Origin of the sequence: Bradyrhizobium sp. (assembly GCF_019244115.1) — a bacterium.
Taxonomy (GTDB): Bacteria; Pseudomonadota; Alphaproteobacteria; order Rhizobiales; family Xanthobacteraceae; genus Bradyrhizobium.
Window position 1 is genome coordinate 25,460 of the sequence record NZ_JAFATE010000506.1, and the last position, 24,857, is coordinate 50,316.

At 61.4% G+C, this 24,857-nt stretch carries 21 protein-coding genes; 13 read left to right on the top strand and 8 right to left on the bottom strand.

All coding sequences use genetic code 11. The features are described from left to right. Positions 1-161 precede the first annotated feature (161 nt). Positions 162-2,405: a polysaccharide biosynthesis tyrosine autokinase gene (locus JOZ76_RS22390; RefSeq protein ID WP_291701959.1), complete on the top strand. Its 2,244-nt coding sequence runs from the start codon at positions 162-164 to the stop codon at positions 2,403-2,405. A 64-nt stretch (positions 2,406-2,469) separates the two neighbouring features. Here JOZ76_RS22390 and JOZ76_RS22395 read toward each other — a convergent pair whose 3' ends face one another. Further along, a complete protein-coding gene (locus tag JOZ76_RS22395) occupies positions 2,470-3,684 on the bottom strand; it encodes a glycosyltransferase (protein WP_291701962.1) in 1,215 nt (404 codons plus the stop codon). A gap of 287 nt (positions 3,685-3,971) precedes the next feature. Beyond that, a complete protein-coding gene (locus tag JOZ76_RS22400; RefSeq protein ID WP_291701964.1) occupies positions 3,972-5,267 on the bottom strand; it encodes an ATP-grasp domain-containing protein in 1,296 nt (431 codons plus the stop codon). Positions 5,268-5,452: 185 nt separating this feature from the next. On the opposite strand from JOZ76_RS22400, the gene JOZ76_RS22405 reads away from it, so the two are divergent. Beyond that, on the top strand, positions 5,453-6,673 hold the full coding sequence (locus JOZ76_RS22405) for an NAD(P)-binding domain-containing protein (protein WP_291701966.1): 1,221 nt from the start codon (positions 5,453-5,455) through the stop codon (positions 6,671-6,673). 567 nt (positions 6,674-7,240) lie between these two features. Further along, entirely contained in the window at positions 7,241-8,254 is a 1,014-nt protein-coding gene (locus tag JOZ76_RS22410; RefSeq protein WP_291701968.1) for an acyltransferase family protein, read from the top strand. Between the two features lie 57 nt (positions 8,255-8,311). On the opposite strand, the gene JOZ76_RS22415 is transcribed toward JOZ76_RS22410, so the two are convergent. Then, a complete protein-coding gene (locus JOZ76_RS22415) occupies positions 8,312-9,031 on the bottom strand; it encodes a metallophosphoesterase (protein WP_291701970.1) in 720 nt (239 codons plus the stop codon). A 350-nt stretch (positions 9,032-9,381) separates the two neighbouring features. Here JOZ76_RS22415 and JOZ76_RS22420 point away from each other — a divergent pair, with 350 nt between their 5' ends. The 7 genes from JOZ76_RS22420 (at position 9,382) to JOZ76_RS22450 (ending at position 17,033) form a co-directional block, all read left to right on the top strand. Then, positions 9,382-10,074, top strand: coding sequence for a hypothetical protein (locus tag JOZ76_RS22420; RefSeq protein ID WP_291701972.1), 693 nt, complete (start codon positions 9,382-9,384; stop codon positions 10,072-10,074). A 60-nt stretch (positions 10,075-10,134) separates the two neighbouring features. After that, complete coding sequence (locus JOZ76_RS22425) at positions 10,135-12,396, top strand: polysaccharide biosynthesis tyrosine autokinase (RefSeq protein WP_291701974.1); 2,262 nt, start codon at positions 10,135-10,137, stop codon at positions 12,394-12,396. A 20-nt stretch (positions 12,397-12,416) separates the two neighbouring features. Further along, the gene (locus JOZ76_RS22430; protein ID WP_291701977.1) at positions 12,417-13,172 is read left to right on the top strand and encodes a hypothetical protein; all 756 of its coding nucleotides are present in this window, start codon (positions 12,417-12,419) and stop codon (positions 13,170-13,172) included. 830 nt (positions 13,173-14,002) lie between these two features. Further along, entirely contained in the window at positions 14,003-14,593 is a 591-nt protein-coding gene (locus tag JOZ76_RS22435; RefSeq protein ID WP_291701979.1) for a sugar transferase, read from the top strand. 411 nt (positions 14,594-15,004) lie between these two features. Next, positions 15,005-15,136, top strand: coding sequence for a hypothetical protein (locus JOZ76_RS22440; RefSeq protein ID WP_291701980.1), 132 nt, complete (start codon positions 15,005-15,007; stop codon positions 15,134-15,136). 101 nt (positions 15,137-15,237) lie between these two features. After that, a complete protein-coding gene (gene galE / locus JOZ76_RS22445; RefSeq protein WP_291701981.1) occupies positions 15,238-16,215 on the top strand; it encodes a UDP-glucose 4-epimerase GalE in 978 nt (325 codons plus the stop codon). A 161-nt stretch (positions 16,216-16,376) separates the two neighbouring features. After that, positions 16,377-17,033, top strand: a complete 657-nt coding sequence (locus JOZ76_RS22450) for a transglutaminase-like cysteine peptidase (RefSeq protein WP_291701982.1) — start codon at positions 16,377-16,379, stop codon at positions 17,031-17,033. 26 nt (positions 17,034-17,059) lie between these two features. Here JOZ76_RS22450 and JOZ76_RS22455 read toward each other — a convergent pair whose 3' ends face one another. Next, positions 17,060-18,466, bottom strand: a complete 1,407-nt coding sequence (locus JOZ76_RS22455; RefSeq protein ID WP_291701984.1) for an O-antigen ligase family protein — start codon at positions 18,464-18,466, stop codon at positions 17,060-17,062. A gap of 30 nt (positions 18,467-18,496) precedes the next feature. Beyond that, positions 18,497-19,705 carry a polysaccharide biosynthesis/export family protein gene (locus JOZ76_RS22460; protein ID WP_291701986.1) on the bottom strand — a complete coding sequence of 403 codons (1,209 nt, stop codon included), beginning with the start codon at positions 19,703-19,705 and terminating at the stop codon, positions 18,497-18,499. Positions 19,706-20,408: 703 nt separating this feature from the next. On the opposite strand from JOZ76_RS22460, the gene JOZ76_RS22465 reads away from it, so the two are divergent. Then, positions 20,409-20,663, top strand: coding sequence for a hypothetical protein (locus tag JOZ76_RS22465; protein WP_291701988.1), 255 nt, complete (start codon positions 20,409-20,411; stop codon positions 20,661-20,663). Positions 20,664-20,687: 24 nt separating this feature from the next. Here JOZ76_RS22465 and JOZ76_RS22470 read toward each other — a convergent pair whose 3' ends face one another. Beyond that, positions 20,688-21,767 carry a hypothetical protein gene (locus tag JOZ76_RS22470; protein WP_291701990.1) on the bottom strand — a complete coding sequence of 360 codons (1,080 nt, stop codon included), beginning with the start codon at positions 21,765-21,767 and terminating at the stop codon, positions 20,688-20,690. 403 nt (positions 21,768-22,170) lie between these two features. Here JOZ76_RS22470 and JOZ76_RS22475 point away from each other — a divergent pair, with 403 nt between their 5' ends. Then, on the top strand, positions 22,171-22,455 hold the full coding sequence (locus tag JOZ76_RS22475; RefSeq protein ID WP_291701992.1) for a hypothetical protein: 285 nt from the start codon (positions 22,171-22,173) through the stop codon (positions 22,453-22,455). Between the two features lie 95 nt (positions 22,456-22,550). Continuing rightward, positions 22,551-22,760, top strand: coding sequence for a hypothetical protein (locus JOZ76_RS22480; RefSeq protein ID WP_291701994.1), 210 nt, complete (start codon positions 22,551-22,553; stop codon positions 22,758-22,760). Between the two features lie 12 nt (positions 22,761-22,772). Here the strand turns inward: JOZ76_RS22480 and JOZ76_RS22485 are convergent, their stop codons facing one another. Both JOZ76_RS22485 and JOZ76_RS22490 read right to left on the bottom strand, forming a co-directional pair. Further along, complete coding sequence (locus JOZ76_RS22485) at positions 22,773-23,387, bottom strand: hypothetical protein (protein ID WP_291701996.1); 615 nt, start codon at positions 23,385-23,387, stop codon at positions 22,773-22,775. Between the two features lie 1,032 nt (positions 23,388-24,419). Then, entirely contained in the window at positions 24,420-24,812 is a 393-nt protein-coding gene (locus tag JOZ76_RS22490) for a GFA family protein (RefSeq protein WP_291701998.1), read from the bottom strand. Positions 24,813-24,857 lie beyond the last annotated feature (45 nt).

Below are 24,857 nucleotides of genomic sequence, written 5' to 3' on the forward strand. Positions count from 1 at the left end.
CGCAAAGCCCGAAAAACGGCCATTACTATGTCGGCGGAGGTGTGATTGGATTCCACCTCCTTGTCATGATAGATTTGGTTTAGCAATTGGTTTGGGAGCTGCAACGCGAACCGGGGTTGGTCCTCACGAACTATGGTTAACTCGTCGCGGATTCAGGACCCATGAACCTAGCCAGACCATTCCAGCGGTATGCCGCAACGCCGACCGCAGCCGGCTCCACCGGTGCGGCCTGGCAACTGTTGCAGGTGAAGGATTTTCTCGGTCGGCAATGGCGGCTGATTGCGCTCGCGCTTGCGGTCGCGCTCGCGCTGGCCGGCGTGTACCTTTCGGTGACACCTGCGCGGTACACCGCGCGTCTCGATCTGGTTATCGACACCAAACGGATCACCTGGTCCAATTCCGAATTGTCAACCGAAAACCGCATCGTCGAGGACGCGTCGGTCGAAAGCGAAATCGAAGCAACACAATCGGAGAACATCATACTCTTGGTGGTAAAGCGGCTGCACCTTGACGAGGATGCCGAATTTGCCAGAACCAGCCCCGGCTTGCGCCAACGCCTTCTCGCATTCCTGAAACTGGCGCCGGCTGCCGCGCCCGAGGATTCAAAAGAACAGCTGACGCGAAACGCTGTCGACGCTTTGCGACGCAATCTGGACGTCACCCGGATCGGACGCAGTTATATCGAGCAGATCGCGTTCACCTCGCTCGATCCCGACAAGGCAGCCAAGATCGCCAACGGATTTGCCGATGCTTATATCGAAGACCAGCTGCAGGCGAAGTTCGACGCGACCCATCGCGCAAGTCTCTGGCTGGAGCAACGGATAGGCGAATTGCGGCAACAGGCGAGTGATGCCTTCAGGCAAGTTCAGGATTTCAAATCAGCAAACAGCATCATCATAGGTGGCGAAGGCAAGCTGGCCAGCGAAATCGAACTTGATCAACTCGGCAAGGCGCTGGCAAAAGCCCGTGCAGATACCACCGAAGCCCAAGCCAAGCTTGAACGGATGACGCATGTCCTGCAACAGCGGGCAAGAAAGCAAAACGTCGATATTCCTGACCCGGCGGTGACAGACGCGCTCAGCAATCCGGTGATCACCAAGCTGCGGCAACAGTTCTTCGACGACCAGAACAAGGACATCGAATGGAGCGCGCGTTACGGCTCGGACCACCAAGCCACCAAGAACCTACGGGCCGAGATGGCCGCGCTCCGCCAAGCCATCTGGGATGAGATCTCGCGTATCGCCGAGAGTTACAAGAGCGAGGTCCAGATCGCGCAGAGCCAGGAAGCAGCGATCGATCAGCGGATGTCGGAGGTATTTCAGCAATCCGCCCAAACACGTCAATTGCAGGTCCGCCTGCGCGAACTCGAGACAGCCGCGAACACCTATCGCGGGCTCTACGAGACGTTCCTGACGCGTTTCACGCAATCGGTCCAGCAGCAGTCGTTTCCGTCTACTGAAGCGCGGGTGATCTCGACGGCCGCAGTAGGCACGAAAAGCCACCCGAAGACGGCATTCACGCTCATCTTGGCCAGTCTTTTCGGACTTGGCTTGGGAGTTGCGGGGGGGCTCGCCCGCGAGCAGATGAGCCGCAGGATCCGCACGCGCGCGCAGCTCGAAAGCCTGCTCGGAACCAGCTGCCTTGCGGTCGTTCCTTCCATCGGTTCCCGACTGCTTCCCCGGCGGAAGAAGGGCGCAACCAAGGACTCTGGGGCATTTCGCAAGATAACCGAGGTTGCGCCGTTTTCCGCGACCGCAGAGGCGTTTCGCTACGTCAAGGTGGCGATCGACCTCAGTCCAGCCGACAGCAAGGTCATTGGAATCGTCTCGGCGTTGCCGGGAGAAGGTAAGACCACGATCGCGGCAACCCTTGCCGCCTTTATCGCCAAGAGCGGCGCACGAGTCCTGCTGATCGATGGCGATCTGCGCAATCCCTCGATTACCAAGTCGCTGGGCTACACCAATCATCAAGGCCTGATCGACGTGGTGGTCAACAACGCGTCCGCCAGTGACCTCGTCATCCACGACCACAAATACGAGTTCGATTTCCTGCCCTCATCGACGCGAATGAAACCGGTCAACAGTTCGGATGTCCTGACCTCGGCGGTGTTCACGAAAACGCTGAAATCGGCCGCCGATGACTACGACTACGTGCTGGTCGACTTGCCTCCCGTTCTTGCGGTCGTCGACGTCAAGGCAGCGGCTCACCTGTTCGATGGGTTCATTCTGGTGGTGGAATGGGACAGCACATCCAGCGACGATGTCGTCAGGGCCCTCTCCGCCTCAAGCACAGTTTCGGAACGGCTGATCGGCACCGTCCTCAATAAGGCCGACGTATCGACCTTGCGGCGCATGGAAGGATATTCGGATCGAGACTACAAGTACTACACCAAAGATGGGATTTGACCTTAGGGCCCGGCACCGATGCGTCGATAAGCGCCCGCAGCACGCGCATTGCCGAGCCACTCCCTCACTTGCGCCGGCGGAAATGGGCCACCACGCTAGCGTAACAAGCCTCGGCTGAGAAGTGGTCGCGCACGACGGCGAGTGCGCGCTCGCCATAAGCCCTCCTGAGCACGGCATCCGCGAGCAGCGTCGTGATCGCGTCCGCAAAGGCCTGGGCAGCGTCGGCGACCAATACGGCCGGCGCGACGACGCCAGCCACGCCCTGGAGTGTCGTCGGGGTTGCCACGATGGCCTTGCCTTGGCCGAGAGCCTCGATCAGCTTGATTTTCAGGCCAGAACCGCCGCGCAGCGGAGAGATCACGACAGCGGCCTCGGCATAGAGCGGGTTCAAGTCATCTACCCGCCCGAGCAGGACGACGCCGTCCGGCACGCCCGTTGGAAACGAGACAGCAACGTTGCCAGCGACCTTCAAGCGGGCCGCTTGGTTCGCCCGCCGCACCGATGGCCAGACGTCTTCGAAGAACCAGCGCAATCCATCCACATTCGGGGTGGTGTTGCTGCCAATGAACAGGAGATCGAGCCCTTTGCCGGCCTGTGGCGCGTCGACTGGGACGGTCGCCATGGGCGCGAGCAGAACCGGCGTACCCGGCAGCTGTTGGCGTACTTTGGCGGCTTCTTCCGCCTGAATGGCGATCACGGCGCCGGCGCGGCCAAGCATCGCCATCTCGGTATCGAAATCGACGAGGCCGCCGGTTTGGTCGGAGCCGAGCGGCCCAAAATCGGATGGCCGGCTGGAAAAGAGATCGTGCATGACAACCGCGCTGGGCCCGCAGGGGGCAGGCACTCGCGCAATACCTTCGGTCAGGAATGCGTAGTCGACCAGGACGCCGTCGGCCTGCCTTGGCGCATGCCGTTCGACGTAGCGCAGATCGGCCGCCTCCCAGGGCAGCCCGATCGCGTACGGCGCCGGCCTGGACAGGGCCGCGATACGGATGCCCATTCGCGCCAGAACCTTGCCGAGGACTCCGACAAAAGCTCGTTTCAGCACCATAGGGTCAACGGCGACGTAGACGTTCCCGATCCGCACGGCGCGGCGGATCTTTATCGAACGGAAGATCGCCATCTCCCGTCCCATCACCAGGGCTGGCCAGCGCCCGAACATTGTGGGAGATGGACATAACAGGTGCAGCACGTGTCCATCTTGGTGCAGCGCCTCGCACAGGCTCAGCAGATAGGTGGAGCTGCCGTTCGTATTGCCGACAATGCGTTGCCGTGACAAGACGCAGATTCCACCCGCGCGCCGCTCGCGAGCAGCGGAACGCTCGTGGTGGTCTTTGGCCTCCACTGGTGCCGGTCCGGAGGGTTCGCTGGACAGATCTCTTCCTACGCTCAAATTATCTACCGTTCCGCAATCATATCATCGACAGGCGATAGCATGCGAGCGGCCACACGCCCATGCCGGTCGGGGAAACTCTTCGCGAGATCAAGGATGCAAGTAAGAGCACGTGCGGCTGGTTTGCCGCTTCGTCCGGGGCGCGTTTCCCGGCGCGGCGGCCATCGATGGTCTCAGGGCTCCTGACATAACCCAGGCGCTGGTGGTCCTGGATGGGACGGAACTGGCGCCGCGCCCGCAAAATCTACCTCCGGAATCTCATCCGCAGGAGGGAACGTGTTCGCGAACGACTTGGCCAGCACGCGCGCCGGGTCAGGCCGCCCCATCACGAAGCCGGTCAGACGCGCCAACGGGCTGCGGACATCCTTCGGCCGCCGCAGCAATTCGGCGACCAGTTTCGGCTCGTGCCACGGAACGTCAAGATATGCATCCGAAAGCAACGGGGCGTCGGCCTCGGCCAACCACGCCTGCGGGAAGAAGGCGACATTTGGTCGTTCCGCGCTGCGCCCGCCGTTATCTGCCGATACGGTCTCGCCGCGAACACGCGACAGCAGCACGGACACGAGCGAACCGGCCGGACCGAACGGCAAGTGACCAAGCTGCGTAGCCCTCGGATTCAACTCGATCATGATGGCTCGATCGCTCCCCTCTTCAAGGATGAAGTCGAGGCCGCAGAAACCCGACATTCCGAGGCGGCGAACAAGCCGCGTTGCCGCAGCCTCCATTCCGGGATGCGAGATCAGTTTGACGATTGTCGCGGCACCGAAATCTTGCTTGGTCTTCAGCGCGACGGCGCCGATCGAGGCAAGGACCTCGCCGTTCCAACAGGCGACCATGATGTTCGCAGCGCGACCTTTGACGAAATCTTGACCGATCACGCCAGGACGTGTTCGATCGAGCCACCCGCACAGCGGGAATGGGTCGCGATTGGACAGCAGGAATTTCAACACACGCCAGGTGGCAAGCGGGCGCGACAGTCGACGATAGGCGGCGAGGGCGGAAGCCAGACTGTCGACCAACGCGACCCCCGCGCCGCCCCAGGTACCATCGGCCTTGATCACGGCGGGAAACGACCGGTTTGCGCACCAGTCTAGCACGTCCGCCTCGGAGTGGAGTTCGTGCGATGCCGGCTCAGGACTGCCGTCCTGGGCGGCCAGGCGAAGTGCTTGGCCGCGGCTTCGCGCGGCGGCGTACCCCGCCGGGTTGCCAAGCGAGCGCTCGATGAGCCGGCGCAGACCGTCGTCGTCAGGCAGCGAGGCATGGAGAGCGTGTAAATGCCCCAGCGCACGGTCGTCGCACGGAACGATGAGGTCGGGCCGCATCCTGCGCAGCGCTTCGGCGACGGTCTGCGTGGGAGAGAGCGCAGAATATTTGAAGATCTCTCGGACGGAACTGACGGAGAGCAGCGGGCTATCGCGCGGGCATATGGCGCCCGTGTAGGCCCCCGCTTTCCCGAACTCGGACGCCAAACGCGCTGCCAAAGGCCACCAATTGGTCGAACTAAACAAAACTCTAGATTGCACCCTGGGAGTATCCTCGTTGGGGTTGACACCCCTTAACTCTGACTGATCTTGACTCTTTACAGCGTATTAGATTTTCACAAAGTGGCAAGCGACCAGCAGAACTCTGGCGGTGAAATGGTGCTGAGATGACGATGAACGCGGCGCGCAGGTCTGACACTGATTCCACCGGTATCGCGATCATCGGTGCGGGGCCGTACGGCCTTTCGCTTGCGGCGCATCTGAAGGCTCGCCGCCTGGACTTTCGAATTTTCGGCGACCCGATGGCGATGTGGCGAAGCCGGATGCCCAAAGGCATGCGGCTGAAATCCGAGGGATTTGCGTCCAGCCTCTATGATCCAGGGGGAATCTTGACGCTCGCCCGATATTGCGCCGACAACGATCTTCCTTACGCGGACGTGGGTCTACCGGTCCCGCTGGAGACATTCACGCAGTACGGATTGGAGTTTCAGCGTCGTTTCGTCCCCGACGTGGAAAACCGAACCGTCAGCGACCTTCGCAGCAACGCCGATGGTTTCAAGCTCACCTTCGAGGATGGCGGCGTCCTGAGCGCGCGCCGAGTTGTGGTGGCAGTCGGCATTGGCCATTTCGCATGGCTTCCTCCGATGCTCGAAGGGGTGCCTCCAGCGTTGGTGACGCATAGTTCGGACCATCATGGTCTTGAGAAGTTCGCCGACCGGGACGTCGCGGTGATCGGCGCGGGCGCGTCCGCGGTCGACATCGCCGCGCTGCTGCAGCAAGCCGGCGCCCGCCCAACGCTGGTGGCTCGCACGGATCAGCTTCGCTTCCAGGACCCGCCGCCGCCGCGCGGTCAGTCGCGCCCGCTGGCCGCGCGATTGCGGTGGCCGATCTCGGGCATCGGCAACGGTTGGAAATCCTACCTGTGCGCAGAACTGCCGCTGGTCTTTCGCGCGATGCCAGAGCCATTCCGGCTCACCGTGGTGCGCACCCATCTCGGCCCCGCGCCCTGCTGGTTCACCAGGGACGAGATCAATGGCCGTGTGGCCCTGCGCCTGGGCCGGTCCGTCGACCAGATTCAAGCGGACCAGGATCGCCTGCGACTGTCCCTCAGCGGACCCGACGGCGCCGAGGAATTGCTGGTCGACCATTTGATCGCCGCGACCGGATATCGCGCCGATTTGAGAAGAGTTCCGTTCCTTTCCCCCGAATTGCGCGGTGCTATCGCCAAGACCGCCGAGACGCCCATATTGTCGTCGCGGTTTGAATCTTCGGTGGCCGGTCTGTTCTTCGTTGGGGCGTTGTCGGCAAATACCTTCGGGCCCCTGACGCGGTTCGCTTTTGGCGCCGGCTTCGCCGCCGAGCGCGTGACGGAGCGGCTCGCAAGAGCGCATTAGCGGCCGTTGTCGTCATCGGACCGGCAGATGCCAACGCCGCACTGAGCTGATTCGAATTGGATCGCCGAACCGGCAGGAGGCTTCGCAACGCGTCACGCTGCTGCAAATCGCTCCCCTGCTCTTGCAAAGACCGCCAGGTAGCCCATGATGGGCCGCAGTCCGAACGCTATGGAAATCCGACGCGGGAAACGCACGGGCCGCTGAACAGCGACGCAAGATCCGGCCAGTCGCCGTCGCCTCGCGTTTTGCTCGTTCGGCGGATCGCCGTTCAAGGACGTACGCGCCGTTGCTGCGTATCGGGAAGGCGGTCCACCAGACCAAATGATAGCGGTCGAAGCCTTTAACCAAGTTCAGCCGCGTCAAGTGACATGGTTCTACTGGGGCTGTACCTTAGCCTTCTGAATAGAAGACTGGCAGCAACAACAATCTCAGGTTATTCATACGTTTCTAAATTGTCAATCTTCGGGTGTATTCCCTCAATCAAATATTTCCTGGCCACCTTGAAACGATACGCGCGCAGGCGTGCGGGAATGTCGGGCTCTTCACCGAGTAGAAAAGGTTCTAGTTGTGAAGCGCGAACTTTATGGCATCCAGTACTTGCGCGGCATCGCATCGCTCTCTGTTCTGGCCTACCATCTCACGCTGCGTGCTGGTGGCACGCCGTTCCTAGGCACCTTTCGCATCGACCTGTTTTTCGTAGTCAGCGGCTTTATCATGTGGGTGATTACGGTCGACCGCGACATCGCCCCCTCCACTTTCATGCTTCGGCGCGTCATCAGGCTGGTGCCAAGTTATTGGCTCGCGACCGCAGCGACCGCGCTGCTCATTCTCGCGAAGCCCAATTTCACCTACGGTCACCAGCTTGATTCATACCGTTTGGTGGCGTCACTCTTCTTCATTCCGACCCTCGCCGGCGATGACATCCTTCCTGTGGTCTTGCAAGCTTGGACACTCATCTATGAAATGATGTTCTACCTGTTGATTGCGGCCTCGTTGCGGGTCGAGCAACGATATCGCTGGCAGTTCATCGCCGCGACGCTTTGCGGGTTGGCGGTGTTGCACGTGCTGGTGCCGGAAGCTCACCTCGCATCGGTTACGAACCCGAACATTCTGCTCGAGTTCCTCGCTGGCGTGCTGGTCGGCGTCGTTTGGAAACGTTGTGATGTTCCTTCGGGCTGGGCTTTGCTGTTCCTCGTGATCGGGCTTCTCGGTTTCGCCCAGTCCGAGTATTTTCATCCTGACATGCCGCCGATGCTGAAATTCGGCATACCGTCGGTTTTCGTTGTCGCCGGCGCCGTCTACTACGAAAAGGCGAAGCGTGTGCCGAACATCCGCATCCTCAGTCTGCTGGGTGAAGCGTCCTACTCCATCTTCCTCTGGCATGTCTGGGTTTCCCTGATTCTCGAAGGCCTCCTTCTCCATCTGCACCTTCCACTCAGGGCACAGTTCATGCTGGAATTGACCGGCACCGTCTTTATCAGTTGCCTTATCTGTATCTGGGTCGAACGGCCAACAACCGAATACCTTCGCTCGCTCGTTACGCGGCCGTCGCTCCCGCTTGCCCGTGGTACTCCCTCGTAGGAGAAGGACGGCGCTGCGATTCAGGTTTTCGCTACGCGACGCCGTCGCGGCGCCGACTCAGCTCCGGTTCTCCTGAGCCCCGCGTTTCTCGGAATCGATTACCGACAACGAGCCCTGATCGATCACGAGGCAACTGAGCCGCCCGGTGGCGAAGGCGCCGGTGTCGATGTTGATGCGGTTCGATGCCACCTCGATCTCGCGCGTGGGCGTATGCCCGTGCACGACGATCTTGCCGAAATCCTCGTTCGACGACAGAAACTCGTCCCTGATCCAGAGTAGGTCGCTCTCCTTTTGACGCGACAAGTGGACATTCGGCCTCACGCCGGCATGGGCGAAAAAGAAGTCACCGCAAGAGAACGACATCTGCAGGTCGCGGAAAAAGCGGAAATGCGCCTGTGGCAGCGCGCCGTGAAAGGCCGCCTGCAGCCTGACGATTTGCACCTCATCCAGCCCTGGCTTCGGCGAAATGCCATATGAAATCAATGTCTCGATCCCGCCCAGCCGCAGCCATTGATCAAACAGCGAGCGATCGGACAGGCACTTGATCGCGATCTGTTCGTGATTGCCTTTCAGGAATACGCACTCGTTGCTCCGACCATGCGCGATCAGCCGATCAATCGCTGCACGCGATGACGGTCCCCGGTCGATGTAGTCCCCGAGAAATACAAACATCGGTCTGGCCACCGGACGAACTGAGACGTCTTGCTCGATCCGCGCCAGCAACAGATCGAGAAGATCGAGCCGCCCGTGAATGTCGCCGACGGCATAGATTCTCATGCCCGCCGGTAAGCAGGGACGCCGACCTTGAACCTGAAGCTGCTGCATATCCGCGAACGAAATCGGCACCCGTCAATCCACCATCGCCTCATCGCATCCGGGGATGCTCGCTGCTCCAGACAGAGGCTTCGTGATCCGTTCGCTGGTAATATATCCCATTTTTGCGTTGCAATCCGCGCCTTCGCTCCAGCTTTATGCCACGTCGAGCGGTATAAAAATCAAGCCCCATGATCGTTCGCCGTCAAAAAGCCGTTATCTAAGCCAGAAAATGCCGATATTGGCGCGAAAGCTCGCGCAGTCAACCATACCGCTGAACTCTGGTTGATCGGTTGAGCAGCATTCGATAGTTGTTGTGTTCTGAAAGCAATTCGCAATCAGAAACAGTTGTTTGGAGTGGTTCCATGAGTAAGGGCCTGATCGCGAAAATCTCATCTGCTCAGTTGTTCCTGGTCTCTTGCCTCAGTGCATTTTGTTTCGGATCGGCTTCCGCTGCACCTTGCGTCCTACCGCCCGCATCTAGCCAGGCGATCGTTCAATTCAAGGCGAGTCCGCAAGCCCTCGTTGCGCCGGAGTCGGATGCCCGAACACTTGAGGCAACAGTCAGGGATCTCGCAGGCACCGACGCCAATCTCGCAGCCGATATCGTGCGCTTGGCCGAAAGCGCGTCGCAGCGCTTCCGGACGGCCATTGCTGCGGGCCTTGCGCAAGCAGCGGTTGCCTGCGCAAACCTCGATCAGCATGCCGCGCTCATCATCCAGCAGGCGGTGGCGGGCTTCGACGATGGCGACTTTCAGGCCTCCTTCGCCGCGGTCGCGGGCGACCTCTCTACCGCCGCCACGGAGGCTGCGGCAGCCTCGGCCTCGAGCTCCGTTGGGAGCGTGGTCGTCGTGAACCCCAATACGTCCGAGAAACTGGCCATCAATCGTGGCGGGGGCGGCGGCGGAACTCCGCTCAGTGCGATCACCTCCATTACTGTGACCGCTGCGACCACCACGCCCTCCCCGTCGACGACTGCGGCAAGTCCAGTCAGCGCAACCCATTGAACTTCCTTGGCGGGAACGGCGACTCACGGCTGACGCAACGGGTGGTTCGAGAGATTGTGGATGAACGTAACCGGACAGTTTTCACCCTATTCGCCCGTCTACAACGATCCACGGGCGGAGTCTCTGCCGCTGCTCCAGGTTAAAAGCTTTCTGCGCCGGCAGTGGCGGCTGATTGCCCTGGTGACCGGCCTGTCGCTCATCGTCGGCGTCGCCTACCTGGCTGTCACGCCGGCACGCTATACCGCGCAAGCGGACATGATCATCGACACGAAGAGAGTGACCTGGACCCAATCGGAGCTCGCGACCGAAAACCGCAGCATCGAAGATGCCGGTGTCGAGAGCGAAATCGAGACCACCAAGTCCGAGCGGGTGGCCCTCTCCGTGATCAATCATCTGCATCTGGACGACGATCCCGAATTCGCCGGCGCCGGCCAGGGCCTCAAGCGGCACGTCCTCTCTTTGTTGCACCTTGCTCCGGCGGTCCAGGTCGAATCGGCAAAATCGGACCCGCTGCGCACCGCGCTCGCCGTCGTGGAAGGCAACCTGCGCGTGACCCGCTTGGGGCGCAGTTATCTTGAGCAGATTGAATTCACCTCGCTCGATCCCGAGAAGGCCGCGAGGATCGCAAACGCCTTCGCCGACGCGTATATCGAGGATCAGTTGCAGGCCAAATTCGAGGCGACGCGCCGCGCCAGCGTTTGGCTCGAGCAGCGCATCGGCGAGTTGCGCCAGCAGGCCAGCGACGCCTACAGGGAAGTGCAGGACTTCAAATCTAAGAACAGCATCATCATCGGTGCCGACGGCAAGCTTGCCAGCGAGATCGAGCTCGACCAGCTTGGGATTGCACTGGCGAAAGCTCGCGCCGACACCAGCCAGGCGAGGGCAAAGCTCGAGCGCATATCGCGTGTCCTCGAACAGCGGCCCGAGTCGAGCAAGGAAAGCTTCAACATTCCAGATCCAGTCGTGACCGACGCACTCAACAACCCGGTCATCACCAAATTGCGGCAGCAGTTCCTCGACGATCAAAGCCGCGAATCCGAGTGGAGCGCGCGCTACGGCGCGGACCATCAGGCGGCGAGAAACCTGCGCGCTGAAATGGCGGCCTTGCAACGCGCGATCTGGGACGAAATCTCGCGCATCGCGGAAAGCTACAAGAGCGAGCTGCAGATCGCAAAGAGTCAGGAAGATTCGATCGACAAGCGGATGGTTGAAGTCTTCCAGCAATCGGGGGCTACACGGCAATCGCAGGTGCAGTTGCGCGAGCTGGAGACGGCCGCCAACACCTATCGAAGCATTTACGAGACTTTCCTCTCTCGTTTCACCCAGTCGGTCCAGCAGCAATCGTTTCCCTCGACCGAGGCGCGCGTCGTCACTCTGGCTACGCCTCCGGGCAGGCCAAGCTCACCCAAGACGAGCTTGACGATGGCTTTGGCCTTGCTCTGCGGGATTGGCTTCGGAGTGTTGTCGGCCTTCGCGCGTGAACAGATGAACCGGCAGATTCACACCCGCGCGCAGCTGGAAAGCCTCTTGGGCGCCAATTGCCTTGCCGTCATTCCGGCGTTCGCCCGAGAAAAGGCCGCGCTGCGAAAGAACCGGGCATTGCGTGAATCGGGCGCATTCCGGCAGATCAGCGAAGTTGCACCTTTTTCCGCGACCGCCGAGGCGCTGCGCTACATCAAGGTTGCGATCGACCTGCACCCGTCCGGCGGCAAGGTGGTCGGTATCGTCTCTGCACTTCCAGGCGAGGGAAAAACCACCGTCGCCGCGGGGTTCGCTGCGTTCGTCGCGCGAGGCGGCGCACGAACCCTGCTGATTGACGGAGATTTGCGCAATCCATCTCTGAGCAGCACATTCGGCTATACGAACACTCCGGGGCTGGTCGAACTGGTGGCGGAGAAGTCGTCCTTTGAGGACCTGGTCATCACCGACTCGAAATACAAGCTGGATTTCCTGCCATCGGCGACGCGAATCAAACCTCCCAACAGTTCGGACATTCTGAACTCGCCGACGATGAAGCAGACGCTGAAGGCGGCGGCGAGCAAGTACGATTACGTACTGGTCGACTTGCCTCCGGTTCTGCCGGTGGTCGACGTCAAGGCGGCTGCCCATCTGTTCGATGCCTTCATCCTCGTCGTCGAGTGGGGGAGCACATCGACCGAAGAGATCCTCAAGGCTGTTGCCGCCTCCCCGGTTCTCTCTGAACGGCTCTTGGGCGCGGTTCTCAACAAGGCCGACGAAGCAGTGATGCGTCGCTTCGAGGGCTATTCGGACCGAAACTACCACTACTACACCAACGAAAGACTCCCCGCCGAAGTTGCCTAGCGTCCTTGGGCGCTTTGGGCTTGCGGATCGGAGCGGTTGCGCCAGTCTTGCCCCCTGCATCCAAACCAGCGCTCTCCGTTCGCTTGCTTTTTCTGCGAGCCCTCACCGCTGCCGTCGCTTGCTTCGGCTTTGCCTGGGGCCTTTCCACCGTGTGGGGAGGTGAGGTGACCGACGATTTTCGCGATATCGAGTCGCGCCTGCTGCGGTTTGAAGCCTTCAATCAGGCGACAACAGCGGAAGTGTTGTCGAGCGCGGCCGCGCGCGAAGCGAGCCCCTGCGACAGTCACACACAGCGTGCACTGCTGCTGATGGAGATTCCCCTCGCGGATGCGGCGCTGCGGTCTGGCGCCCTCAACGAATACAGTCGACGAACCCAGGCAATGGAGATCCGGGCCAGAGAGCTCCTCGCCTGCACCCCGCGGGATTCATTCGTCTGGCTCGTGTTGTTCGGGATCGCGACCGGGCACGGCAATTTGGACCAGAGCGCGTTCGACCTGCTTGCGATGTCCTACGAGACGTCGCCAAACGAAGCTTGGGTCGCGAACCGTCGCATCATGCTCGCAATTCCGGTCCTGCGTTCCGCGCCCGAGCCGATACAGGAACGTATACTCGGCGAATTTCAAGAACTAGTCCGGCGCGGCTTTGTCGACATTCCCGCACTCGCCTATCTCGGCGCATCTGAACCTGTTCGCGCATCGCTGCGAGCGCGGATCGAAGCACTCGACGAGCGCACGCAAAAGGCCTTCACCGAGGCAATAAAGCAGCGTCGGACCTGAATGCCGCGGCAGCTATCGCCGTCGTCAGAAATACCTCACAACAGACGTGGGTCCGCAATGCCAGTCTGCTGTATGCCCTTGCTGCTGAGGCTCCAAGCCTGAGGAGTTCATGCGGACCCGCGCTCAAAGAGGGTCACCCCCACGGCGTGGCCCCGACCTCCGCCTGGTCCGGCGCCGGCGGGGCCGATCCGAGCCTCCGTCAAGGCGACACGGGGCAACCGCAACGGCTCCGTCGTTCTTGTGAACCGCCACGAAGAGAATCAGCCTGAAGAACGTCGTGATGATTGAGGGCGCCGCCGAACCATCCGCCGTAGCTGACTACCTAACCGAACGTGGAGTGAAGAGGACGGGAGGTCTCTTCCGCGCCGAGGATTTCGATACCGTGAGCACGCAGCGCGGACGATCACCACAAACACATCGAGCTGTCATTAACCCAGGCTACCGTCTTTGCAGATTATGTCCGCGCGCCGCCGCAAAAAAATCACATAAAAAGCAAAACAATCTGGAAGTCATTGAGCGCACGACAAGCTGCATAACGACGTTTCAGCGAAGCGGGCCGGTAGCAATCTGGCTACCGCGCCGCCCACTAACGGACGGTTAAACGGTCGCGTAGTTGACCGTTTATCCTAACGGAACATTACCCAGAATAGGGTTGTACGATGCATGTCTGCTTCGTACACGGGGAGAGAGATGAAGAAAGTCTGAAGGACAGCCCGGGGATTTTAGATTTTGTTTCGAGTACCGAGGTAAGTGTCTTGGCCAATACCCGTATCGCTCTGCAATTTGCTCCCGTGACATCACGGGGCCCGATTGGACTGACCCCGAAGAGGATGATCGACATCCTGCTGGCGCTCTCCGGGATTGTGCTTCTCGCTCCCTTATTGATCATCTGTTTCGTTGTCACCGTCCTCTCATCACCAGGTCCTGCGCTGTTCCGCCACAAGCGCGTCGGCTACAACGGCAAGCACTTCGACTGCCTCAAATTCCGCACCATGGTAACAGACGCTCCTGAGCGTCTGCATCGGCTGCTGGACACGGACCCGGTGGCAGCCGCCGAATGGGCGGCGAGCCGCAAGTTGCGCTACGACCCCCGGATCACGGCGATCGGCTCCCTCCTGCGCAAGTCGAGCCTGGACGAACTCCCCCAGCTGTTCAACGTTCTCAAGGGCGACATGAGCATCGTTGGACCTCGGCCGATTACGGACGAGGAACTCGAGAGGTACGAAAGCTGCGTCGGCGCGTATCTGGCATGCCGGCCAGGCATAACCGGGCTGTGGCAGGTCAGCGGCCGAAGCTCGGTGACATACGGCAAGCGCGTGGCTTGCGACACGTTCTACGCTCGCAACTGGTCGATGGCTCTCGACATCAAGATCATGATTGTCACGATCCCATCCCTCCTGGCTTCCGACAGCGCGTTCTAACCTCCGCGGCGCGAGGCCAGGTGCGCCGCTAGCGGGCTTTCGCTGACCCGGCAGCGGTCTCGGCCAGCATGATGCTCGATCACGCCCCCAAGCGGTGCTCGCCCCTCCGGCCTCGTCGCAAGGCGCAGACCATGAGCGGCGTTACTACGGCGACCACGGTCGCCTGACCCGAAAAATCCCGTCGTGACCGACAATAGTGGCTGAAAAGTCGCTGCACGCAGTGGTATAAGCATGCCAATGGGCACTTCTTTTACGTTAATTCCTCCTTGAGATTGCTGGCAGCGCTCGTTTGCAGGTACTCATGCGAGGTCAGACAGCGGCACCCCCCAAATGAGCCACCTGAAACCGATCAACCTGCAGGATCCGCGGGGCAAGGTTCGACCCTCATCCGCGTCGGTGGGGAGAAAGATTGTGATCGTATCGCTGGCGATCGTGATCGTGTCCGCGACGATCGCATGGTGCTACCTTCTCGGCTGGGGAGTTGTCGAAATCTTGCGCCTGGGTGGGACCGCGCTCTACTGGCTCTGGCCGACGTTCTTCTGACGTCCAGGCCCGCCGGCTCGTGGGGGGTCGGGCGTGAACTTTCGCCATCATCGATCACGAGAACAGCATCATCATCACAGCCGACCCGGAGCTTCCGGCCAATGACAAACATTCTGGTGGCAGGCGGAGCCGGCTACATCGGCGCGCACACCTGTGTTGACCTGTTCAACAAGGGCTTCCGGCCCATCGTCTACGACAATCTTTCGAACGGTCACGCCGAATTCGTCAAATGGGGACCGCTGGAGATTGGTGACATCCGCGACCGGCGCAGGCTTGACGAAGTCTTTGCGAAATACCGGCCTGCGGCCATCATCCATTTCGCCGCGGCAATCGAGGTCGGTGAATCGGTCCGCGACCCCGCCGCCTATTTCGACAACAATGTCGGCGGAACGCTCACCTTGCTGCGGGCAGCGCAGTCGGCCGGCATCGACAAAATCGTGTTTTCCTCGACCTGCGCGACATACGGGGTGCCTTCAGCGATCCCGATGAGCGAGGCCCACCCGCAATCGCCGATCAATCCCTACGGTCGCAGCAAGCTCATCGTCGAGCAGATGTTGCAGGACCTCGATCGCTACCAGGGCTTTCGGTCCTTTGTCCTGCGCTACTTCAATGCGGCCGGGGCAGACCCGGACGGTCGAATTGGCGAATGGCATCTGCCAGAGACGCATGCGATTCCGATTGCAATGGATGCGGCACTCGGCCGGCGGCCGCACTTCGAGGTCCTCGGCACCGACTACGACACGCGCGACGGCTCCTGCGTCCGCGATTTCGTTCACGTCCTCGACCTTGCCGACGCCCATACGCGCGCAATCGCCCATCTGCTGAATGGCGGCCCAAGCCACGCCGTCAATCTCGGGACCGGCCAGGGGACGACGGTGAACGAGCTGCTAGCCGCCATTCGGCGCGTCGTCGGCCGCGATTTTCCGATTAAGTACAGCCCGCGTCGGCCCGGCGACTCACCTGAACTGGTCGCCGACAACAGGCTCGCCGGTTGCACGCTCGGCTGGTCTCCTAGGCACGATCTGCGATCGATCATCGAAACAGCGTGGAAGTGGCACGCGAACCACCTTCCACATTGAAACGATCTCGTTCCTATGATACCGTACCTTCCTCATAATACCGCAAACCGCTTCAAATGCTCGCGCGCTCGTTAGCGTCGCCTTAATGCCGCCACGGGATAATCAGCTGATCATTCGGCACGCCGCTTGGCGATCGCATCCTCTTGACCAGGTGACATATTATGGCGCGACCCCGAGCAACGATATCGCTGTTAGCGGCGCTTGCGGGCTGTCTCTTTTCAGGGAACGCCGAGGCTCGCAACCGCATTGCGCCGGAATCGGATACTTCTTCGGGAATCGTCGAAGCATTCCCCGTTCTGGCTCCATTCCAGCACGTTCGTTTCTGCATTCGCTATCCTGGCGATTGCAAATCGAACCCGAACGAAGCTGATCGTCTCGAGCTCAATGATGAGACCTCAGCGCTCCTGAAGCGAATCAACGGCCGCGTCAACGCTGCCATTGCCCCGGCCCTCAAGAGCTACGGCTCGAATCTCGCGGATCGCTGGACGATCGCACCTACGAGCGGAGACTGCAACGACTATGCCGTGACAAAGCGGCACGAGCTCGTCGCGAGCGGCCTGCCGGGACGCGCACTACGGCTATCCGTAGTGAAGACAGCGTCGGGAGCAGGACACCTCGTCCTTGTTGCCGCGACCACAAACGGCGACCTGGTGCTCGACAATCTGACGGATGCAATTCGTCCGTGGCAGAGAACGGGCTATGAATGGCTCAAGATCCAATCGAGCCGAGACGCAAAGTTCTGGTCCGGCCTCAAGGCGTCGCGCGCTGCTCCGGCCGTGTCGCAGGACCAACGCAAGCTGCGGTTCGCCGATCGCTAGCCGAGCTCCGCCGCGCGTCGCGGCCGTCACGCAGCGTTCGCCGACAGTGGCGAGCGCTCCTTGTCCGGTGCCGACTCCGCCGACGCGCGCGCGAGACCGCAGCCAAGCAGAATGCCGAATACAATGAGATAGCCGGGAATCTGCAGCGAAAAATCGATCAGCGAGTGCAGGTAGCTAAGGACGGCTATTCCCGCGATGGCCGATAGCGCGCTCCGACTGCGGCCTTGCGAACGAAGCGCCGCCCGGGCGAGAATCAGAAACGAGACGACTGCGGCTAGAATGACGATCGCAGCAATCGGCAGTCCCATTTCGACGGCTATTTCGACAATCGTCGAATGCGCATACTCCCAAACACCCCAGGAACTGAGATCGGTGCTGCGCAGTGAAGGGAAGATGTCGGCGAAGGTGCCGATACCCGACCCGAGCAGCGGCCGCTGCCGGATCGCATCGATACACAATCCGTACACCGACCAGCGGCCGTCGTCGAACAGTCCGCGGGTGCCGATGCTACTGGTCTGGCCGAGCCAGATGACAACCAGCACCAGCGCCACGACGCCCGAACCGAGAATGTACCACAGCCGCGTCTTCAGCCTGTTGGCGATCATCAGGCCGATCGCCGTGAGCAGGCCCAACGATGCGCAGATCAGTCCGCCGCGCGAGCCGGTGAACAGCAAGGCGAAGAAGCACACGAGGCCCGCGCCCGAGCGGAGAATGAGTTCGAACGCCACACGCTCGCTCGAGGGCAGCAGCAGCAACAGCCGGATCGACGAGATTCGAAGCGATTGCAGCGAAAGGCCGGCCGAACAGAACCAGAGGATCGCCCCGGCGCCCACCAGGGTCGCGGCGGTGTTGTGGTTGACAAAGGTCGCGGTCAGAAATCCGCGGTAGGCGACCTTGGGTGACCACAAGAGCAGGCTCGGCGTAAGGGCGAGTGCGAGGATCCCGTAGATCGCATAAAGCAGGATCGCCGATTGCGCGAAGCTGACGAGAAGATCGCTGTTGCGCCGCGACGTGGCGGCGAAGAAACCGCTGGCAAGGGAGGTGACGAGGAGCAGAAAACGTCCCAGCGCCTCCGGCGGGATCTCGGCGCGGGTCGAAATCCGCGGCAAGGCGCCCAGTCCCAGCAGGCTGTTGACGCGCTGCCAGATCGGATCGTCGAGCGCCTCGATCAGATGCGGCGCGACCTGCACGATCGCGACAACGGCATAGGCGGCGCAGACGGCAAGAAAGCCTGCAAGCACGCCGCGCTGCGCGGTTCCGGGCTGCTCTGCGACGCCGCAGAAGGTGCTGATCGAGAGCAACATCGCCCAGATCGCGATCCACACCCGGTCGACCGACCCGAAGAACAGTGGCGCAAGCACAAGCGCCGCAATGGTACCGCAGAGCTGGACCCACTTGAGCGCCTCGATTGCTGACTTCGACAGACCAGTCATCGTGACGCGATTGAAGCGTTTGGTTTCAGTTCACCACCTGGTCTTTACGGCCGTGTTCACGTTCGTCACCGAGTTCGCGGTGTTGGAGACCGAATTTGCGGTGTTGTTAACGAGCGTCAGGAACTTGTAGTAGTCCACGACCTTGGCGTTGGCGACGTACATCACGTCCTTGGTCCGCATCTGGAAGGTCGACGCAAGCAGCAATCCCGAGGGATCACGCAAGTTTATGTGGTAAATCGTCGGAACACTGTCGGTGATGAACCGCGACGTGTCGATGCCGAGCCGCTGCAGGAAGGGGCGATCCTCATGCCGATAGACGTAGACCTCACTCGGATCGGACTGCTGATCGTTGAGCCCGCCCGCCTTGCCCATGGCCTGGGCCAATGTCAGCGTCTCCGTATCGAACGCAATCTCCGAGTTGAAGCCGAAGACGTTCTGGTTGAGCGCACCAAGCGCGGTGAAGGTCGGCGACTCGCGCGTGATGAAGATTACGTCGTTCGGGCGAATGAAGATGTTTTCGCTCGGGTCGTGCACGATGCGGCTGAGCAGAACCTTGACCCGCCTGCCGTCACGCTGCAGCGTCACGTAGCTCTCGATCGCCTCGAATTTCGGTCCACCGGCTCGGGCGATCAGGTTCAGTATGCGCTCGCCGACGCTGTTGAGCGACAGCACGCCGGGGGTGTTCACATCCCCGAGCACGCTGACGATGCTGGAATGCTGCTCGGCCAGCCTGACGACCACCTGCGGCTCGATCGCGCGATTGCGGAGACGGGCCACGATCGCGTCCTGAATTTCCGGAATTGTGCGCGCCGCGGCCGGGATCTCGCCGGCATAGGGAACGGCGATGTTGCCCTTCTGGTCGACCGCCTGCGCCGGCAGGTCGACGAAGTTGCCCGGGCGGGCGCCTGCCGCCTGTGCCGGGGTGAACAAGCCTCCCGGCGCGGCCTCGAAGATCGAGACGTTGAGCACGTCGCCAACGCCGACGACCTGGACCGGCTTGGGGCGCTTGTCGGAGAACGCTCCCTTGAAGGTCACCAAGTTCGGCTGCGACAGGAAACCGATCGTGTCTGCCGAGATGTCAACGAGCGCGTAAGGCAGCGCGGCGTTGGACCGAATGCCGGAGGTGGCCTGGGTCTCGACGGCATCGCTCTTTGGTCCCGTTCCGGGCAGAAGCGAGCACGCGGGCAGCAGCGCAACCGCGACGAGTGCCAGGAGTGGATTTCCAAGCCGTTTCAGCATGCCCAATTGTCTCGCTTTTCGTCGATTGCGGTTGTCGAAATCGCGCGGCCAGACAAGCAGCGCCACGTGATCGTCCCCAAAAACCGCAAATCGCGCCCCTCAAGTGCCATATCAGTATCGAGCCGCACCGCTAACTTGATGTTAATTAGCCGAAAAACAGCCCGCTAAAATCCGTGTCATCGGGACCCTACAGGGCGATTCTCCCGCATCAAAGCGCGGAGTTCCTCGCCGCCCCTGATTTGCGGAACAAGTTGCAATCAGGCCACACCGCCGTCATCTCCCATTCAAAATAAAACGTTTGGCGCACAAGCGCTTAGTGGCGAATCAGAGAAGTTCCGGTATTATCGTCGCTGGGGGCTGTGGACAGGAAATTACTTCACATAGAGGAGATCTACGCCAACCGCCTCACTATCGCCGGCATCGCTGAGAAGCTGGAGTTTGGCTGTCGCGATTTTGTCATGAACATGCCGCTTGAACTGCCGGGATCGTTCGCTACAACGCCATGTGAATTTCGTGAGCCTGTCGCGATGGTGCGGAACCAAGACTGCAATGGTCCGCTTGAGGTGATATCAATGGATGATATCGACAGGGTGTAGAGCCGTACAATTTTAGGCGGTACTCGCGCGGGGATGCGCGTGAGCTTGCGCCGCCGCGTGGATTGTGGCTAAATTTCGTTAAAGAACGAAACGACGGGGACACTGGAATGCTATTCGCGGCCATTGCGCTCGCATTGGTGGGATTCGTGGTCGGCGTTGTGTTCCGATTCAAGGTGCTGTTGCCGATCCTCCTGCTACTGCTTCTCGTCTCGATCATCGTTTCGGTTGGCCGCGGCTTTGGCTTTGGCGATTCGGTGCTCACCGTCTTCGTTGCCCAGACCATCATCCAGTCCAGCTATTTTCTCGGGCTGGTGGCGCGTGCGGTGTTCTCGGCAACCGACCGCATGCGGCAGATTCTCTGACCTGCGGACATTGCGCCAGGCAGCTCAGAGCTTCTGGCATTCCGAGTAGAACGCACCATTGGCGGCCTCCGTCCGCTCCAGGCATTGCGCGAGCTCGGTGACGTTACCCCCGACAGTAAAGTCATACCCCTGCCCTCTCAACGCCAGGACGTAGCGGCCAGGGGCAAGGGTGAAATCCGCTTTTTCCGGCTGCACCAGCAGCATCTCGGGATTGCCGGCCACCGGCCGCACCCTGAATTCGTAGGACACGTTGCGGATGCTCCAGGTGTCGCTGACGGGCAGAAGCTGCGGCTTGCCTTTGGCGTCGAAGCTCAGGGCCCGAACCACGCGAGCAACCACGCGGACCTCGATGCGGTCGGGCGCATTGCCGACGAGGTCGCGGCGAAACAGGATGAACTTGGCTTTGCCGTCAGGCAGCGTCGTCAGGCTCGGCTGATTCACCGGCGTCGACACCGCGATCCGCTTGTCCGGCACCTGTGTGGAGAGAGCGGTGAGTTCGCTGAGCGCGCCATTGCTGAGGACGTAGACGCCGTAGTCGCTCGGCAGCGGAAACGGCGGCTTGCTCGGCGGCGGGGCCGGCTTCGCATCAGCGGCCGCCACCCCCGCAGCGCCGGGATCGGCCGCCGGCGGTTTGACGTCGGCCCCGGTCAGGGCCGCGCTCGCGCGATCAAACCATTCGGGCAGGCTTTGCTTGTTGTAGGCGAGCGTCACCACCAGGCCGAACAGCAGCATGCCGACCGAGAAGCGGAGCAGCATGGATGCCAGGGCCGCCGGCCGCTGCTCCAGCACGATCCGCAGCTCCTGGTGCGAACGCTCCGGCGGCAGAATGTCCCCGTCGGCCGGGCTCACCGGATAGACGCTCGCCCGCATCGACGTTCCGGACGGTCCGTCAGCGGTGGGGCCTGCGAGCGCAATCTGCAGGCTCGGCGCCGGCGGCGGCGCCAGCGCTGGCCGCTCGTTATCCCCGTGCCGCACCGAAAAGGCCTCCACGCCCTTGATCGCCGTCTCCAGCGCGCCGAGGAGGCGCTTGCGTTCGCCCTCGTCGGCGATCGACGAATCGATCTTCAGCCTGGCGCGGGCATATTCATAGACGGTGGCGCGCATCCGCGCGGGGTCGTCTTTCACGCCATCGATCAGGCGCGAGAGAATGAGCGCATATTCGATCTCCTGCCCATGCGGCGAGACCGGCTCGTCCGGGGTGATGCTGGCAATATTCGAATTCACGGCCACAACCGGCTTGTCACATGATCTGCCGACGACATGTCAACCATTTGACCTAACGCAGTTTTTCATCAAGCTTCGTTCCAGCCGATTGGCTTTGCAGGCAGCGTTCCGAAAACAACCAAAGCGGCATTCTTACCCTGCGCGCTCTCACTCTCCTTTTCGATTCGGCCACAGCCTCGAAAGGAAAGCCCACCGCATGCCCTTGGCGATGGCGGAGGTTACAGTCTATTGTGCCTCCGACCAAGCTCCACCGTCCACCAGGGACGCATTTCGGGATCAGCACATGCCGCACGCCTCCAAAATCGCCCTCGCCGCCCTCCTCGCCCTGCTGGCCGGCCTGTCGAACCCGGCCGAGGCGCGCGGACGCCACTACCCCCTGACCCGCTGCGGCCCCGATCTCGAATCGCTCTGCCCGATCCACGGCTCTTTCGACGGCGCCCCCTTCCACTACCACGTGGCGGTCTATCCCGGCTGCGTCCGCGTCGCGTCCGTCGAGACGCGGCATGGCCTGCGCCACCGGCCCGTGCTGGTCTGCGACGTCGTTCAGCGCCCGATGATCTGGTGGTAAGCCATCAGAACCGCAACCTGGGCATTGCGAGCCTCCGTCAAGCGGTGGCGCCGGCACATCACCGCGGTCGGACGCCCTTGCCGGGGAGATGACACATGGAATGGGTTCTGTTGGTTTCGCTGCAATGGATCGTCTATGGCAGCCCGACGCCGCCGACGACCGTGCAGATCACGTCGTTTCCGTCCGAGGAGCTTTGCAACAAGGCGGCCGAGGCTATCAGGACCGAGATCAATGCGCCGATTGCCGGCCAGCTCCGCGCCCAGACGCTGGGACGCGTGGTCTGCCTGCTGCGCAAGGACAAGTGAGCGAAGCGTTGGTCATGCGCTCAGCCGGTCGGACGTGACCTGCCACCAGTCGCTGATCAAGGCGAGGCGCCGCTTGTAATTCGCGGAGGAATCGGCCACCGGCCTGTCCTTCGCCGGAATGGCCGCCTCGATCCGGCTAATCGCCCGCGCGGCGTCCTGGGCGTCGTCCTGGCCGCTGAAGCGATAGCTCTCAAAGCCGCGGTAATTCGGCATCATGTGCTGAAAGCCGAGATGCGCCAGCCAGCCGAGCTGCAACAGCTCGGTCACTGAAAGGTCGAGGCGGATGCGGCCCGCCGCCGGCGCCTTGCGCCGCACGCCCGCGCCATGGCCCCTGAGCCAGCAGGCTTCGCCGATCGCGTTGCCGAGAATCCAGAGTTGCGCATGCACCGGATCGGTCGCCTTCGCCTTGCCGGTGGTGCGGCGCCGCGCCGGCGTCGCCCCTACGGCCGCCATCGCCTTCTCCACATCGGGCGGCAGCGCGCCACCCTCGAGCTGGCAATGGGAGCTCACCCCCCGCGCCATCTCGCGCATGGCCTCTTCAATGCCCTGGCGACGCCCGGACTCGAAATAGGATCGCGCGCTCGACCACGCAGCCACCATCAGGGCGACGATGAGGCCGCCCAACATCAAAAGAATATCCACTGCCCAACCCCCACGCGGGCCCATCCAATTCGAGGCTAGATGAATTTGGTTAACGCCATCGTACCGAAGGCCGCCGGCCTCGCTTTCGAGGCGCAAAAGCTGCGCGATTACTTGGGTTCGAGCCCCGATCGACTTGGGAGGCTCACGACCATCAGAAGCAGAGTGGGAGACGAATACTGGTATCATGTCGCGCCTGCGCCGTTCGATCGGCTCGTAAAATGACGGGCTCGCATGCCGATCAGAGATCGCCATCGACCCGAAAACATGATGCCACTTCGAGCTTGGTCGCTCATGACCCAAAAGAGACTTTGGGCGAGCGACGCCGGCTGTGCTCTCTCGCGCCGTCGGGCTTGGCCCATCGTTTCAATATTGGCAGACCGCACTGACCTCCTCTTCCGAAGGTATCGCCGACGTGATTTGTCGGTCGCGAGCATTAGGGACTAAACACGCTGTCGAGAAATCGCTCCTTTTCGCCAGGCGCGTAACCCTGGGAAGCGCCAAAATACGGTTCATTGTAACCATTGTACGGTGCAGACCGGTAGTACATCGGCGACCGACGTGGCGCGTAGGCAAAACCCGAAGCGGGATCCGAGGCGATCATGCCGTGATAGGGACGAACCGCGTGCCGGTGTGCGTGATGCACCGTCGCCGCGTTCGCAGAGCCAAACAGGGTGACTAAAAGGCTCAAGGCCAAGATAGAACGCATCGCTTTTTCTCCCAAAGCCCCCGCTCCTGCTTAGGTAAGGCTCAGCCGCGCCGTCCCAACAAATAGCGGCTTCACGATTAGTCACATCGCTGGCATCATGGACGCGGCGTGTCGACTTCATCACGGCCCGGCCGACATGAAGCGCAGCGCCGCGGGACCGAATTTGACTTGAGGCCGACATTCCGGCCGTCTCCGCTCTTTCGGATTGGCAGCGCTTGGACGCTGGGGCGACCCAAAAGGTCTGCCATCGCGGAGAAGCTCCGACTGGGGCGGATCGACGGCAGGCTTGATACCGATTCCAGAGGGAAAATTCAGCGTGCGGGAGCGACATCCTTCTCATGCTGTCCGGCGGCCTCGATCGGATGCTGCCACGGTTCGCGTCGGATGATCCAGCCTTCGTCGATCGGAGTGATGCCACTCGGCACGCGGTCAAGCGTACCGATGTATATCTCGATTTGACGCTCGCTAAGACTGAAGAGGCGGGATCCACAGATCGGGCAGAAGCTTCGTCCCCGATAAGTCGTTACTGCGCCGGTGTATTCAAATTGCTCCGGTCGCCAATCCGCGTAGGCCAGAAAGGCCGAACCGGTCACCTGGCGGCAATCGGTGCAGTGGCATAGGCCGCTCTTGTACGGATCGCCTCTCAAGGTGTAACGGATGCTGCCGCATAGGCACCCACCTGTCCTGATGATTTCGGCAGCCATGAACGCTCCTCTCACACCAGATCCTCGGAGGACCGGTCATTAACG

Bases quoted from the DNA above. Each gene is read 5' to 3' on its own strand.
- JOZ76_RS22390 (WP_291701959.1), top strand. From the start codon at position 162: ATGAACCTAGCCAGACCATTCCAGCGGTATGCCGCAACGCCGACCGCA.
- JOZ76_RS22405 (WP_291701966.1), top strand. From the start codon at position 5,453: ATGAACGCGGCGCGCAGGTCTGACACTGATTCCACCGGTATCGCGATC.
- JOZ76_RS22415 (WP_291701970.1), bottom strand. From the start codon at position 9,031: ATGAGAATCTATGCCGTCGGCGACATTCACGGGCGGCTCGATCTTCTC.
- JOZ76_RS22425 (WP_291701974.1), top strand. From the start codon at position 10,135: ATGAACGTAACCGGACAGTTTTCACCCTATTCGCCCGTCTACAACGAT.
- JOZ76_RS22435 (WP_291701979.1), top strand. From the start codon at position 14,003: ATGATCGACATCCTGCTGGCGCTCTCCGGGATTGTGCTTCTCGCTCCC.
- galE (WP_291701981.1), top strand. From the start codon at position 15,238: ATGACAAACATTCTGGTGGCAGGCGGAGCCGGCTACATCGGCGCGCAC.
- JOZ76_RS22450 (WP_291701982.1), top strand. From the start codon at position 16,377: ATGGCGCGACCCCGAGCAACGATATCGCTGTTAGCGGCGCTTGCGGGC.
- JOZ76_RS22455 (WP_291701984.1), bottom strand. From the start codon at position 18,466: ATGACTGGTCTGTCGAAGTCAGCAATCGAGGCGCTCAAGTGGGTCCAG.
- JOZ76_RS22460 (WP_291701986.1), bottom strand. From the start codon at position 19,705: ATGCTGAAACGGCTTGGAAATCCACTCCTGGCACTCGTCGCGGTTGCG.
- JOZ76_RS22465 (WP_291701988.1), top strand. From the start codon at position 20,409: ATGCTATTCGCGGCCATTGCGCTCGCATTGGTGGGATTCGTGGTCGGC.
- JOZ76_RS22470 (WP_291701990.1), bottom strand. From the start codon at position 21,767: ATGCGCGCCACCGTCTATGAATATGCCCGCGCCAGGCTGAAGATCGAT.
- JOZ76_RS22475 (WP_291701992.1), top strand. From the start codon at position 22,171: ATGCCGCACGCCTCCAAAATCGCCCTCGCCGCCCTCCTCGCCCTGCTG.
- JOZ76_RS22480 (WP_291701994.1), top strand. From the start codon at position 22,551: ATGGAATGGGTTCTGTTGGTTTCGCTGCAATGGATCGTCTATGGCAGC.
- JOZ76_RS22485 (WP_291701996.1), bottom strand. From the start codon at position 23,387: ATGTTGGGCGGCCTCATCGTCGCCCTGATGGTGGCTGCGTGGTCGAGC.
- JOZ76_RS22490 (WP_291701998.1), bottom strand. From the start codon at position 24,812: ATGGCTGCCGAAATCATCAGGACAGGTGGGTGCCTATGCGGCAGCATC.